General features: G+C 31.2%; 13 protein-coding genes. 5 read left to right on the top strand and 8 right to left on the bottom strand.

Translation table 11 applies throughout. The features are described from left to right. The first annotated feature begins 143 nt into the window (after positions 1–143). Together Q0998_RS07960 and Q0998_RS07955 are read left to right on the top strand one after the other, a co-directional pair. Entirely contained in the window at positions 144–2,111 is a 1,968-nt protein-coding gene (locus tag Q0998_RS07960; RefSeq protein ID WP_299668581.1) for an ATP-binding protein, read from the top strand. Beyond that, positions 2,101–2,778 (top strand): response regulator, encoded by a 678-nt coding sequence (locus tag Q0998_RS07955; RefSeq protein ID WP_299668578.1) that lies wholly within the window; start codon positions 2,101–2,103, stop codon positions 2,776–2,778. The genes Q0998_RS07960 and Q0998_RS07955 overlap by 11 nt, the downstream gene beginning before the upstream one ends. A 234-nt stretch (positions 2,779–3,012) precedes the next feature. Here Q0998_RS07955 and mgtE read toward each other — a convergent pair whose 3' ends face one another. Next, complete coding sequence (mgtE, locus tag Q0998_RS07950) at positions 3,013–4,362, bottom strand: magnesium transporter (protein ID WP_299668575.1); 1,350 nt, start codon at positions 4,360–4,362, stop codon at positions 3,013–3,015. Then, positions 4,352–5,155, bottom strand: a complete 804-nt coding sequence (gene rsmA / locus Q0998_RS07945; RefSeq protein WP_299668573.1) for a 16S rRNA (adenine(1518)-N(6)/adenine(1519)-N(6))-dimethyltransferase RsmA — start codon at positions 5,153–5,155, stop codon at positions 4,352–4,354. The genes mgtE and rsmA overlap by 11 nt, the downstream gene beginning before the upstream one ends. An 87-nt stretch (positions 5,156–5,242) precedes the next feature. Between rsmA and Q0998_RS07940 the strand changes: the two genes are divergently transcribed. Further along, entirely contained in the window at positions 5,243–6,082 is an 840-nt protein-coding gene (locus Q0998_RS07940) for a hypothetical protein (RefSeq protein ID WP_299668570.1), read from the top strand. Positions 6,083–6,309: 227 nt separating this feature from the next. On the opposite strand, the gene Q0998_RS07935 is transcribed toward Q0998_RS07940, so the two are convergent. The 4 genes from Q0998_RS07935 to Q0998_RS07920 form a co-directional block, all read right to left on the bottom strand. Next, a complete protein-coding gene (locus Q0998_RS07935) occupies positions 6,310–6,639 on the bottom strand; it encodes a DUF4286 family protein (protein WP_299668567.1) in 330 nt (109 codons plus the stop codon). Between the two features lie 8 nt (positions 6,640–6,647). Then, positions 6,648–6,824: a type II toxin-antitoxin system mRNA interferase toxin, RelE/StbE family gene (locus Q0998_RS07930; RefSeq protein WP_299668565.1), complete on the bottom strand. Its 177-nt coding sequence runs from the start codon at positions 6,822–6,824 to the stop codon at positions 6,648–6,650. Positions 6,825–6,939: 115 nt separating this feature from the next. Further along, entirely contained in the window at positions 6,940–7,179 is a 240-nt protein-coding gene (locus Q0998_RS07925) for a hypothetical protein (protein ID WP_299668562.1), read from the bottom strand. A 112-nt stretch (positions 7,180–7,291) separates the two neighbouring features. Continuing rightward, positions 7,292–9,100, bottom strand: coding sequence for a tetratricopeptide repeat protein (locus Q0998_RS07920; RefSeq protein ID WP_299668560.1), 1,809 nt, complete (start codon positions 9,098–9,100; stop codon positions 7,292–7,294). 125 nt (positions 9,101–9,225) lie between these two features. Here Q0998_RS07920 and Q0998_RS07915 point away from each other — a divergent pair, with 125 nt between their 5' ends. Then, positions 9,226–9,369: a hypothetical protein gene (locus tag Q0998_RS07915; RefSeq protein ID WP_299668558.1), complete on the top strand. Its 144-nt coding sequence runs from the start codon at positions 9,226–9,228 to the stop codon at positions 9,367–9,369. Between the two features lie 131 nt (positions 9,370–9,500). Here Q0998_RS07915 and serS read toward each other — a convergent pair whose 3' ends face one another. Further along, positions 9,501–10,775, bottom strand: a complete 1,275-nt coding sequence (gene serS, locus Q0998_RS07910) for a serine--tRNA ligase (protein WP_299668556.1) — start codon at positions 10,773–10,775, stop codon at positions 9,501–9,503. A 138-nt stretch (positions 10,776–10,913) separates the two neighbouring features. After that, entirely contained in the window at positions 10,914–11,846 is a 933-nt protein-coding gene (locus tag Q0998_RS07905) for a bifunctional riboflavin kinase/FAD synthetase (RefSeq protein WP_299668553.1), read from the bottom strand. 191 nt (positions 11,847–12,037) lie between these two features. Between Q0998_RS07905 and Q0998_RS07900 the strand changes: the two genes are divergently transcribed. Beyond that, positions 12,038–14,755, top strand: a complete 2,718-nt coding sequence (locus Q0998_RS07900) for a TonB-dependent receptor (protein ID WP_299668550.1) — start codon at positions 12,038–12,040, stop codon at positions 14,753–14,755. Positions 14,756–14,770 lie beyond the last annotated feature (15 nt).

Genomic DNA, 14,770 nt, shown 5'->3' with positions numbered 1-14,770 from the left:
CGATTTGTAGGATGGTTGAAGAAAAGCCAGTATATCAAAAATTAATAAAACAGAAGCTAAACGTATAACTCAATAATATTGATTTAGTATTCATGAAAAAGCCTTAATTTTATTAAGGTTTTTTAAATTTAAAGCACTTCCCTTTGAAAAAGTACATCTTTCTTCTCTTTTTTGGCTTTTCAATTGCTTCTTTTTCTCAAGATCAAATGAATGAGAATAAAGATTCCCTGGATTTTTACCTCAAAAAAATAAACAATAAACAGCTTCCTCAAGAGATAAAAGAAAGTTATGCGATAAAAATAGCAGCGTTTTCAAAAGACTTAAATGATAGTTTGAAATTTAATGCAAATATTCAAATTGCATTGATGTATTTTAGAAAAAGAAAGTTAGACTCTTTGAAGAAGTACAGTTTTATTGCCAAACAAAATGCAGTAGCATCAAATGATTTACAAAGCGTACAGAAAGCTCATTTCTATATAGCCACCTATTATAAATATAAAGAGGTGTCTGATAGCGCTTATTATCATTACAATAGATCTAAAAACATCTTATTAAGACTTGGCGACACCATTACAGCAGGGAGAAGGATGTTGAATGTGGCCGTTATTCAAATTAATGAAAAAGATTTATTAGGTTCTGAAATTACAACGATAACAGCTTTAAAATATTTAGAAAAATCGAATCTAAATAAAATTAAAGCAGATTTGTATAATAATTTGGGTCTTATTGCTAAAGTAAGAAAAGAATACAAAGAAGCTTTAAGGTATTTCGATTTGAGTTTGAATTATTTAAATAAATATGAAGTTAATGACAATGTTATCAAATCTAAATTAAACTACTACAATAATGTAGCTATAGTACATCAAGAAAAAAAAGACTATAAAAAAGCGATATTTTTTTTTAAAAATGGTCTAAATGTTGACAGTATCAAAGAAAAATTCCCATTGAAATATGCGCTTATTTTACAAAACCTAACGCTAAATAATTATGGAATAGGTAATGAAAAAAATACAGTAAGTAACTATAGTAAAGTTTTAAAAATAAGAAAAGGAGCAAATGATTTAAAAGGCGTTAGTGTTACAAGTAACTTATTAGCTAAATATTATAAAGATAAAGGTGATATAAAAAAAGCATTATTTTATGCGAATCAAGGCCTAAAATATTCAAAAGAATCAAAAGAAAACGGAAGAACTTTAGAAGCGTTACAATTACTATCGGAATTAACAAAAGGTGAAGCATCAAAAAAGTATTTACAGGAATATATTCAATTGAATGATAGTTTGTATAACAGAGAACGAACGTTAAAAAATCAGTTTGCTAAAATTAGATATGAAACTGAGAAAAAAGACAAAGAAAATGCTAGTTTAAAAGAAGAAAATACAAAAAATCAACTGCTTATAGAAAGCGAACAACAACAGAAAACCATTGGTTGGCTTCTTGCTGGGGTAAGTATTTTGTTTATTGGTTTTGGCACAAGTATTGTTTTAAGTAGAAGAAAAAAGATGCTTTTTGAAGCCAAATTACAACAAGTAGAAGTGCGTGAAAATGAACGTCAACAAATCGCAAAATCTTTACATGATGAAGTGGCTGGAGATATAAGAATGCTGCATTTAAAATTGGCAAAAACAAATCAATTAGAAGAAGCAAAAAGTTTAGAGGTTATTAAAGAAAATGTTCGAAATTTATCACATCAATTAAGTAGTGAAAGTTTTGAAGAGGTTGCTTTTAAAGATCAAATGATTAATTTAGTTTCTGATTTTTTTGAGATTGATTTTAGAATTAAAGTGGAAGCCATTGACAGTATTCAGTGGAAAGACATCAATAATTCTATTAAAAGAACGTTCTTTTTAGTCGCGAGAGAAAGCATTCAAAATGCTAAAAAACATGCCAAAGCTTCGGATATAAACTTGATTTTCAATCAAACAAAAAAAGCACTCTTCTTAACAATTTCTGATAACGGAAAGGGATTTGATGTTGCTGCAAAGAAAAACGGAATCGGGTTAAAGAATTTGAAAGAAAGAACAGAAGAAATTAACGGTATTTTTTCTATTAAAAGTGAAGTAGAAAAAGGAACAATACTAACTATTGAAATCCCTAAAAATGGCAGCTAAAACAAGAATATTAATTGCAGACGATCATCAACTAATAATTCAAGGAATCTTATGCTCTTTACAAGAAGTAGGAGACTTTGATGTGGTAACCACTAATACCTGTGATGAAGCTTTTCATTTGATAAAAATGCATCAGAATACAAACCCTTTTCAAATACTTTTTACAGATTTAAGCTTTGACAATGCTACAGAAGCTACCCATCTAGATTCTGGAGAAGAGTTGATCAAAGCGATTCGGAATAATGAATTTGATATTAAAATTGGTGTCATTACTGGTCATACAGAAACCAATAGAGTCTACAATATCATCAATAATTTAAACCCCAATGCATATTTGTTAAAAAATAAATGTGATGCCAATGAACTGCGTTTTGCAATCGAAAAAATGTTAGAGAATGATTACTATTATACGCACGAAATTCATCAAAAAATAATGAAACGTAATATTGTTCAAATTCAAATGGACGATGTTGCGCTTCAGATTTTAAAAGAATTGCCAAATCATCCAAAACTTGCAAATTTAGAAGGAGTCATAAAAAAAGGCGATGGTGCTCTTTTAAAACTTCGTTCTATAGAAACAAAATTGGCAACTTTAAGAGTAGATTTAAACGCAGTAAATAACACCGATCTGATTTTAAAAGCCAAAGAATTAGGGCTTATTGATTGATACACCCACATAAATCGCTGCTTTTGCGGAAATCCACATTTTAAACTGCGGTTTTATACAGTTTTCTTTTTGAAAGTGCTTGTACATTTGCAGTGTAGCTATTATAACTCAATAACTATAAAAGGGATTATTGCAAATATGAGTGTAGGGGCTTGTATTTAAAATAAGAGAAAAAGGAGAAAGCCTTTCTGTATTTACAGAAAGGCTTTCTTATATTTAAAAAATAGTGTTTTTTTAGATTCCTAAAATCATTTTGGCGATCATAAAATAAATTAAGATTCCAAAAATATCATTAGAAGTTGTTATAAAAGGACCTGTTGCAATTGCTGGATCGATACCTCTTTTGTTTAAAAACAAAGGTACAAACGTGCCAATTAAACCAGCCACAATAATTACAATTACAAGAGAAACGGAAATTGCCAAAGCGGTATTTAATTTTCCTTCATAAATCCAAACAAATACAAAAAGAAACAGTGCTAATAGCACTCCATTTAAAGCTGCTAAGAGCATTTCTTTTAGTAAACGACTATTGATACTTCCTTTTACATCATCGTTTGCCAAACCTTGTACAATAATTGCTGAAGATTGTACACCAACGTTTCCTGCCATGGCAGCAATTAGGGGTGTAAAAAAGAATAAAACTGCATTTTCTTCAAAGGTATTTTCAAAAAGCCCCATAATGATAAAAGCCCCTATACCACCAATTAAACCTAAAAACAACCAAGGCAAACGCGCTTTTGTCAATTGAAAGATGCTATCATCTGAATCTACATCCTGGGTTAAACCAGCTGCCATTTGATAATCTTTGTCTGCTTCTTCTTTTAAAACATCTACAATATCATCAATGGTAATTCTACCCAATAAAACATTGTTATCATTTACCACAGGAATGGCTTCTAAATCATACTTTGCCATGATTTTAGCAACTTCTTCATCATCTTCAGAAACATTTACTGCATCTACTTTTGGAATGTATATTTCTGCTATTTTTTGTTCGTTTTTAGCGGTAATTAAATCTTTTAGAGACAATCTACCAATTAGTTTTTCTTCCTTATCTACAACGTAAATAGAATGTACTCTAGAAACTTCTTTTGCTTGTGCTCTAATTCTTCTTAAACAACCTGCAACCGTCCAAGTTTCATAAACTTTTACCAGCTCTTTTGCCATTAAAGAACCTGCAGAATTGTCTTCATAAGACAATAATTCTTTGATATCTGCAGCCAATTCCTCATCCTCTAAAGCAGAAATTACACGTTCTTGTCGTTCTTCAGAAAGCTCACCAATAATATCGGCAGCATCATCAGAATCCATCTCGCCAACCTCTTCTGCGATCTCCTTTGCAGACAAATTTTCTAAGATTTTCTCACGTATATCTTCTTCTAATTCTGTAAGAATTTCAGAAGTTTTTTCACTGTCTAAAAGTTTGATAATATAAATAGCTTCATCAAAACTTATTTCATCTAAAACCTCTGCAATATCAGCATAATGTACCTCTGCAAATAATTTTTTTATTTCAGAATCATTACTTCCATAGATGAGGCCAACAAGGTTTTCTATAAATTCATCTGTAATTTCAAATGCCATTTTCTACCAATTTTTGCGTGAGTAAAATAAATTCTGAAACAGATAACTGTTCAGGACGTTTCGCAAATATAGGGTCTTCTTTTAACGTTTCCGAAAGTTGAAAGGTTTTTAAACTAGAACGCAACATCTTTCTACGTTGATTAAAAGCCGTTTTTACCACTCTAAAAAATAATTTTTCATCTACCGGTAATGAATAATCTTTTTTTCTGATGCATCTAATAACACCAGAATCTACCTTTGGTGGCGGATCAAAAACTGTGGGTGGAACCGTGAATAAGTACTCCACATCAAAAAAAGCTTGTGTTAAAACAGATAAGATTCCGTAGACTTTGCTACCTTCTTTTTCTGCAATTCTCATGGCAACTTCTTTTTGAAACATGCCTGCAAATTCTGGTACAAATGCTCTATTCTCGATGGCTTTAAAAACAATTTGAGTAGAAATATTATACGGAAAATTACCAATAATTGCGACTTGTTTTTTAGGGAAAATTTCTTGAATTTCCTTCTTTAAAAAATCACCTTCTATGATTTCAAATTTTTCTTTAGAAGTATGTAAAGTAAGATGTTCTAAAGGAAAAACGTCTTTTAGGTATGCTACAGATTCACGATCTAACTCCATGACCGTAATTTTTGGTTTTTTCTGCAGTAAATACTTTGTTAAAACACCCATTCCTGGGCCAATTTCTAAGACATCATCATATCCATTTTCGGTCAAAGCATCTGCAATATTTTTTGCAATACTTTCATCCTTTAAAAAATGCTGACCTAAATGTTTTTTCGCTTTTACAGACACAGTTGTTTCTTTTTATACTTCTAAAACAAAGATACAGTTAAATTCGGCATAATTTTTGGTTCGTTTCCACTTTTAAAAACCAACCAAATGAAGAAAAACGTATTATTTCTTACACTATTATTTGCACTATTTTGCTTTAATGGATTTTCTCAGGAGGGGAAATTAAAAAACGCAAAAGAAAGCCTAAAGTCAGAAAATACTTCAGGAAATAATGGAACAAAATCTGCTAAAAAATCGAATTCATCAAGTGTAAATACCGATGATAATTTCGAAAATCCGTTTGCAAGAATTCTTTGGGGCATAGCTGCTTATACCGTTTATGGTGCTGTTTTTGAATCTCCCTGGGAAAAAAAGGGAAGAATGCACAGTGCTGAAATTTCGAACTATCCATACAAAGAAAGAAATTACGGTAATTTTATCTATACAGATTCAACCAATTATAACATTGCGAGATTTGATGTTTACAATCATTTTTTTGTTGAAAGCAGTAATTTATATGGAAATGATATTGGAGTAGATTTTAGATTTTTAAAACGATTTGCAGTTGATGTAAATTACACAACGTTTTTAGAGAAAGTAAATGGTGACAATGATTCTTTTCATATGTTTTCTGCATTATTAAAATATCACAGGATTAGAATCCAACGTTTTGACGCTTGGTTTGGTTTAGGATTTAGAAGTGTTTTTAATGATGTAAATGAAACCCGATTTTTATTAGGTTTTGGAGGCGAACTTTTTGTAGCAAAACCTATTAGTTTAACTGCTTCTCATAAATGGTCTACTATTAATGAACAGTCTGTTAGAAACACAAAATTGTTGCTTAAATATCATATTAATAACTATAGAATTATTACTGGATATGAACAGTATACTTTAGGTGTTTCTAAAATTAGTGCTTTCTCTTTTGGTGTTGAGGCGAGTTTTTAAAGAAGTAATTTAGAAAAAAAGATGAGTTTAAGTTTTGAAGCAACTTCGACAAGCTCAGTTTGACATATTGATTCTAAATTGAGTTTCTGGCTATATTTTAGAAGCTCCATCTTTCAATTAAAAAAACGACTGTCAGTCTAGCCTGTTGAAGACAATTACTTATAATTAAATTTAGATTCTTGTGCCCCGTCTTATTAAACAAAGCTTAACAACCTTACTTAACAACCTTAGTTACTAACACTCGTTGGATAATACTCTTTTACAATCCGTAATTCTGTTCTAAAAGCCAGCATTTTGTCGGCAAACTTTTTCAATCCTTCAGAACGTAAATGATCTGCATCAAATTGATAATAATTGTCTAAATCTTCTCTTGTGTTTGCTGTATATTGAATGGAATAGGTACTTCCTCCCATTTCTTCATCCACCAAAACTTCCGTGAATTTTGCAGAGGTAAATTTGCCTGTGTTTAGAACTTCAGTAATGTGAGACTCAATCCAAGTGAGCCACTCATCATGAGCAGTATCGTCTATATTTATGGTTACGTTGTATATGTACATTTTTTGTTTTATTTGAATAGATCTGAATGAGAACCAATTCTGATTAACTTTATACTGTTTGGACTTTCAATTTGAAACCAAATGATTAAAAGATCTGGTTTAATATGACATTCCCAATTATCTTTATATACTCCAGATAATTTATGAGGTTTCATGTTTTTTGGTATTCCATTAACTCCATACAATTCCAAAGTTTTTAAAACTAAAGCGGTATTTTCAAAATCTTTGCGATTTTTTTTTTATTTTTTTTAAATCTTTTTTAAAAGTTGTTGTTGCAGTTAATTGATACATAAGAACTATTTATATTTCATCTAACCAAGAAGTCAAATCGCTAATAGTTTCTAAGTTTTTATTAGAACGTGCTTCTTCTATAGCTTTTATCGTTTCTGAATTTGGTATGTTGCCTACGTCTTTGTATAACAAATATTCTATATAATTATTAAGACTTCTCTTTTCTGCTTTTGCCTTTTCTTTGATAAGTTTTAAAAGTTCTTTATTAAAACGTAAAGGAGTTTGTACTTTTAAAGATTCGTTTTCCATTTTTCCTTAAATTAAATTAAATTAAATGAATGACAAAAATACAAAATAACATTGTGCTATACAAATTATAGTAAAATGTTATTTACCTTGTTGTTGAGTTTTAAAACCACAATTATTGAAGTTTATCACCCCGCAATTTTCGATATTTTTTTCTGGCGTCTACAAGATAGATACTAGAAGGATGTTCAAAAATAATTTTCTGATAATATTCTTGTGCTTTTTCAATGTTATTTAGGTCGTTATTATACATTTCTGCCATCATAAAATAAACATCGTCTGTTAAAAAACCTTGATTGTCTGCAGCAACTATTTCTGCCAAACTTAAAATTGCTTCTTCGTATTTTTTCTGTTTGATGAGTAGTTTCGCTTTAAAAAACAATACATCATCATAAATGACTTCGCCAGGAATTAATCCATTTATAAAAATATCTTTTCTAGTAAATAAACTATTTAATTCAGCCAACGCATCATCATCTTTATTTTGAAAAGCCAACAACTCTGCTCTTGCCAATTGTTTTAAACCAGAAGGTATTGAATCGACAGGTTCATTGTCTGAAATTTTTAAAAATAAATTTACAGCATCATTTGCAATCAACTGTGTCGTTGAGCCTTTTAATACTTTTAATTGCGCTTTTGCCCAAGGAAAATCTCCTTTAAAATAACTTGTTTGCGCTACTTTAAACCGAGCTTCCTGAGCTAATTCGTGGTTTTTTAGCTGTGTTTGTATTTGTGAAAAATAAATAAGTGCTTTGTTAAATTTACCTGTAAATACTAAAACATCTCCTAGTTTTAGTTTAATTCTTGCTTTGTCGAACTTAGAATTTGCATAAGACAAAGCTTCTTCTAAAACAGCATTTGCCTCATTGGGTTTATCTTTAGAAAACGTTAAAAAATCGGCATATGCAACTTGTATTTTTATGGTCAATGTATTTTTTCCAAACCTTTTAAATAATTCTTGAAACAAGTCTTCTGCTGCTGGATTCTCTGTGGCCACTGCAATTTTAGCGAGATATAAATTGGCATTTACAATTTCACTTTTCGAATTTGATTTTTCCACAATAAAGTGGAAACATTGCTGGGAAGCATCATAAAATTTAGCCTCAAAAGCAATTTTACCCAACGTAAAAATTGAACTTAAATCGATAGGATTTCTTTGATACAAAGCTTTTTCTTGAATTAGTGCTTTTGTATAGTCTTTTTGTTGTGTAAACAACCAACTTAGTAGAACATTCCAAATATCTTTTGGGTTGCTAGCAGATTTTTTTAACAATGTTTTTCTGAATAAAATATTGCTTTCGTTTTCAGAATCGTCTGTAATGTATTTGCTAGTGTATCTTTGAACCAAATTAAAATATTGATCATTCTTATCTACCATATCAATATAAGAAGCAAACATTTGTTTAAAATCTCCTTTTTCTCCATAAATCTGAGCAATCTGAAAACTGTAATTGGCGTTTTTATTCTTTTCCATTGCCTTTTCATAGGCTAAAATGGCTTTGTCTAATAAATTATAGTCTTTAAAAAGACGTCCAATCAAACCTCCGTAAGAAGCATTTTTTTCTAAAGAATTTAAAGCGATGGTATAATTTTCTTCTGCGAATTCTTTTTGTTGTTGTTTTTGATAGTTATAGCCCAAATACACATATAAATAAACCTGACTATTATTTACTTTTATTCTTTTTTTTAGCAAATTTTCTGCGACTAAAAAGTTGTCTGTTTCTTGATAGCAAGTAATCAAACGCCCTAAATATGTGGTGTTAAAAGGACTCTGGTCATAGAGTTTTTTAAAAATTTGGGTCGCTTTTTCATAAGCACCTTCTCTGTAGTAATTTTCTGCTAAGAGATAGTCATTTTGGTCTTTGTTTTGACCAATTGAAAAGCTGCTGATTGTCAATAAAATAAGTAGCAATAGTTTCTTCATCTCATTCAAAGGTAAGTAAGATACATGTTAAATTTATATTAAAGCAACTGCTTTTTAGTTTCTATTTGTAACATTTTGGCGTGTAGGTTGTCTATAATATAAGTAACCAATCAAACTTTAAAATTATGAATACTTTTTCTAAACAATACGAAATCGCAAAAAACAACTCTATCGAGTTTATGAAAAACGGACAAATTAGCGCTTATTTAAACTCATTAGCAGAGGTAAATAAATACAAAAGATTAATGATTGCTGTGGTGGCGAACTAAAGTTCAGTTTGCAGTTTTTCAGTCTTCAGTAAGCAGTCATTCTCTGCCTGAAAACTCTAAATCTGAAAACACACACAGCTACTCATTTTCCACCGCAAACAGCTGACTGCATACTGCCCATTGAATACTGCTTACTCAATCATAGAGAACCCACAATAAGGCACCAATACTTCTGGAATTTTAATTCCGTTTTCAGTTTGATAATTCTCTAGAATTCCTGCTAAAACACGTGGTAAAGCCAAAGAACTTCCATTTAATGTGTGTGCAAATTCACTTTTACCTTCTTTATTTTTAAAGCGAAGTTTTAATCTGTTTGCTTGAAATGTTTCAAAATTTGAAGCAGAACTAATCTCTAACCATCTGTCTTGCGCTGTCGAAAACAATTCAAAATCGAAGGTTAACGCAGCTGTAAAACCGGTATCTCCACCACACAAACGTAAAATTCTATACGGTAACTTTAATTCTCTTAAAATAGTTTTAATGTGCTCTACCATTCCGTCTAAAGCATTGTAAGAATTCTCAGGATGTTCTATTCTAACAATCTCAACTTTATCGAATTGATGCAATCTGTTTAGACCTCTTACATGTGCGCCATAACTACCTGCTTCACGTCTAAAACAAGGTGTGTAACCCGTACAGCAAATAGGAAAATCTGTTTCTTGTACTAAATTACCACGAAACATATTTGTAATTGGCACTTCTGCAGTAGGTATCAAATACAAATCATCTTCATTAGAATGATACATTTGCCCATCTTTGTCTGGTAACTGACCGGTTGCAATTGCAGATGCTGTATTTACTAGATGAGGCACTTGATATTCTTTATAACCCGCAGCAATATTCTTATCTAAAAAATAGTTGATTAACGCACGTTGTAACCTTGCGCCTTTTCCTTTATAAACAGGAAAACCAGCACCGGTGATTTTTGTACCCAACTCAAAATCTATAATGTCGTATTTTTTTGCCAATTCCCAATGTGGTAGCGCATTTTCTCCTAAATTAGGAATGGTTCCTTCGTTGAAAATAATTTCGTTATCCTCTTCAGAATTACCAGCTTTTACAGAAGTATGGGGAATGTTTGGTAACTGATATAATAAATCCTGAAGGGCATTAGTAAAAGCATTTAATTTTTCTGATAATTCCTTCGATTGTTCTTTTAATTGGCTTGTTTTTTCTTTTAAAATATTGGCTTTTTGTACTTGCCCAGACTTAAAAAAACTACCAATCTCTTTTGATAATTTGTTAGATTCTGCTAATGTATCATCTAAAGTAACTTGTGTTGCTCTTCTGTTTTCATCTGCAATTAAAACTTGTTCAACAATAGATTTTGCTTCTGCAAAATTACGCTTTGCCAAACCATTTAAAACAGTTTCTTTGTGTTCTCTAATAAATTGTACCTGTAACATTTTCTAAAAATTATAAAATGCAAATATATAATTTGTCTTTTTGAATTACCATTAATTCAAAAATAAAAAATCTGACGAAAAAGACACCTAGAAAAGACAGATTTGGCCTTTTTTAATTCGTGCATTCGTGGCGAAAAGCTAAAGATTCATTTTCATATAGTCTCTTGCAGTTTCTTCATCTTTTTTAAGTTGAAGAATTAAAGAGTCTACAGAGTCGAACTTATGCTCGTCACGCAGAAAATAAATGAGTTCTATAGTGAGGTTTTTACCATACAGATCTTGATTAAAATCGAAAAAATGAACTTCAATCGTTTGGTGTTTTCCATTTACTGTTGGTCTACTTCCAATATTCATCATTCCAAAAATAGTTTTATTTTCTATGGATGATTTTACCACATAAACACCCGTTTTTGGAATCAATTTATAAGCCTCTTTTATATCTATATTTGCTGTTGGGTACCCAATTTTACCGCCTAATTTTTTACCATTTATCACTTTCCCATTCAGCATAAAATGATATCCTAAATAATTGTTAGCGGTTTTTAGATTTCCAGCAGCTAAAGCGCGTCTAATTTTGGTAGAGCTTACAGAAACATCATCAATATCTTGTGCAGGAATTTCTTCGACTTTAAAATCATATACGTGACTGTATTCTGTTAGTTGCTCAATATTTCCCTCTCTGTTTTTTCCAAAGTGATGGTCATAACCAATAATTAATTTAGAAATATTAAAGGTATTTACCAAAATATCTCGCACAAATTCTAGCGCTGTCATTCTAGAAAATTCTTTACTAAAAGGATGTATAATTAAATAGTCTAAGCCCGTTTTTTCTAAAAGTTTTGTGCGTTCTTCAATTGAGTTAATCAGTTCAATGGTAGCATCTTTTTGCAAAACCATTCTAGGGTGCGGAAAAAAAGTTAATAAAACAGACTTTTTACCCGCATTTTTTGCTTCGACTACAAGTTTTTCTAATATTTTTTGATGTCCAAAATGAACGCCATCAAAGGTGCCAATGGTCACAAAAGTTTTTTCAGTGGTTTTAAAGTTAGCAATGCTGTTAATTGTCTTCAATCAAATTAATTTTATACCACAAATGTACGATAACTAATGGTCAAAATAGAAGACCACTACTGTTTTATAGTCTTTAATAATTAGTGCTTTTGAGAGGCTTATTTTATTAAAATCATAAAAAAAGTAGCCAAATAATTAATTATTCAAAAAAAATTGTATTTTGCATAATAGTTAACAAATTAATTTAAATTATGATAAAAAAAATTTTACTACTTGCATGTATAGCTTTTAGTAGCGTTGCAATGGTTGGGCAAACCACTGTAACTGGTACAGTTAAAGATGCAAAAACAGGAGAAACGCTTCCAGGGGCAAACATTAAAATTGAAAACAAAGCTGTTGGAACCAACACAGATTTTGATGGTAATTTTGTTTTACAAGTAACAGATAACCCTCCTTTTACGCTAGAAATATCGGTTTTAGGGTACAAAATGGAAAAAGTTGAGATTACAAAGAAAAATCAAAAAATAGACGTTCTTTTAACAGAGAATGAAACTTCTTTAGATGAGATTGTTGTTTCTGCTTCTAGAACTCCAGAGCGCATTATGGAGTCTCCGGTAACTGTAGAAAGAATGGATGCAAGAGCAATTAAAAATACTTCTGCACCTTCATTTTATGATGGTTTAGAAAATTTAAAAGGGGTAGATGTTAATACCAACAGTTTAACGTTTAAATCTGTAAATACAAGAGGTTTTGCCACCTTTGCAAATACTCGTTTTATGCAATTGGTAGATGGTATGGATAATTCATCACCCGCATTAAACTTTGCGATTGGTAATCTTTTAGGAATGTCTGAATTAGACGTAAATACAGTAGAATTACTTCCAGGTGCATCATCTGCACTATACGGTGCAAATGCATTTAATGGAATTATGTTTATGACAAGTAGAAGTCCTTTTAATGATCAAGGAATCAGTTTTTCATACAAACAAGGTTTAACGAGTCAAGACGCTGCAGGAGACAATAATTTTCATGATCTTAATATTAGAATGGCCTATGCGTTCTCTGAAAAGTTTGCAGCAAAGGCAACACTTTCTTATTTAAAAGGAACAGAATGGTTTGCTACAGATTATAGAAATACAGCAAATGGAGAATATGCTCCTGGAGATAGATCCATAAATGATTTTGATGGCTTAAACATCTATGGAGACGAGGTTGCTGTAGATTTAGGTGGCGCAGTTGGTAGAGTAAGTAGAACGGGTTACCAAGAAGTAGATTTAATGAAAGATTATGAAGCTAAAAGTGTCAAATTAAATACAGCTTTGCATTATCGTCCTTTTGGAGATGACCGTTTAGAATTGATCTTTAACTCGAAATTTGGAGTTGGTAATACCATCTATCAAGGAGCAAACAGATACAATATTAGAGATTTTTATTTGGCACAACAGAAATTAGAATTAAGAGGTAAAAACTTTTTTGTAAGAGGTTATGTTACTACAGAAGATGCAGGAAATTCATACGATTCTCGTTTTGCAGCAATCAATATTAATAGAAGATGGAAATCTGATCAAGATTGGTTTCAACAATATGCAGGAACATATTTAGTAACAGGTTCTCATGTTGCAGCAAGAGCAGCAGCAGATACAGGACGTTTAATTCCTGGAACTCCAGGATTTCAAGCGGCTTTTGATGATGTAACATCAGATCCAAGTTTAGTTACGGGATCTAGATTTCAAGATCAAACAAAATTATACCATTCAGATGTAAATTATAATTTTCAAGACCTTATAGAGTGGGCAGAATTTCAAGTAGGGGGTTCTTATAGAAGATACTCTTTGAATTCTAACGGAAGTATTTTTACAGACTATGATGGCCCTATTGATTATGATGAGTATGGAGTTTATACACAAATGCAAAAGAAGTTTTTAGAAGATGATCGTTTAAAATTTACAGCTTCTGTTCGTTATGACAAAGCACAAAATTTTGATGGTAATTTTTCACCAAGAGTTTCTTTAGCCTATGCAGCAGGTGAAAATAAAAATGATAATTTTAGAGCTTCTTTTCAAAAAGGATTTAGGAACCCAACAACACAAGATCAATACATTGGTTTAGATGCAGGTGCAGCAATCTTAGTAGGTTCTGCTCCAGATAACTTAGACAGATACACCAGTTCTCCTTTAAATGTTAGTACAGCAGGTCAACCAATTGTTGGTGGATCAACCACCACTTTGTCTGGTAGATTGGCTTATGAAAATTCTTTTTCTGCAACTTCAGTTCAGAATGGTGCTCCAGCAGCATCAAGCGCACCTTTGGTAAAACCAGAAGAAGTAACCGCTTTTGAATTGGGGTATAGAGGTCTTATAAACGCAGGTGAGTCTAGAATTACAGTAGACCTAAGTGGGTATTATAACAGCTATCAAGATTTTATTTCTGGTAAAAATGTTTTAGTTCCTTTTTATGGAACCGTAGGAGACAATAGTTTGTCTCTTTTAGCACTTCAAAATGGAGATTTTAAAGCATTTCAAGTATATACCAACACCACAGCAGACATTAGTTCTTATGGAGCTTCTATTGGTTTAAATACAAAGATTTTTAATGGTTTTGACCTAGGCGTAAATTATACCTATGCTAAATTTGATTTTGACCAAGCTTCTGATCCAGATTTTGAGGCAGGTTTTAATACACCAGAACACAAATTTAAATTACAGTTTGGTAATACGAACTTATTTAAAAACTTTGGTTTTAATTTCAATGCAAGATGGCAAAATGAGTTTGTATGGGAATCTACTTTCTTAGATGCTACAGTAGATGGTAGAACTGTTTTTGATGCACAAATTAACTATACAGTGCCTAGTTGGAAATCTGTATTTAAATTAGGTGGTGCAAACTTAACAGGTGAAGAGTATTTTAGTGCACCAGGAGTTGGAGCTGTAGGTTCTCAATACTACCTTTCTTGGACAATTAATAACTAATAAAAAAATAGAATA

Origin of the sequence: uncultured Polaribacter sp., assembly GCF_947501385.1 — a bacterium.
Classification (GTDB): Bacteria; Bacteroidota; Bacteroidia; order Flavobacteriales; family Flavobacteriaceae; genus Polaribacter.
Note: the sequence above shows the minus strand (reverse complement) of the source record. Positions and strands in the feature narration are given on the sequence as shown.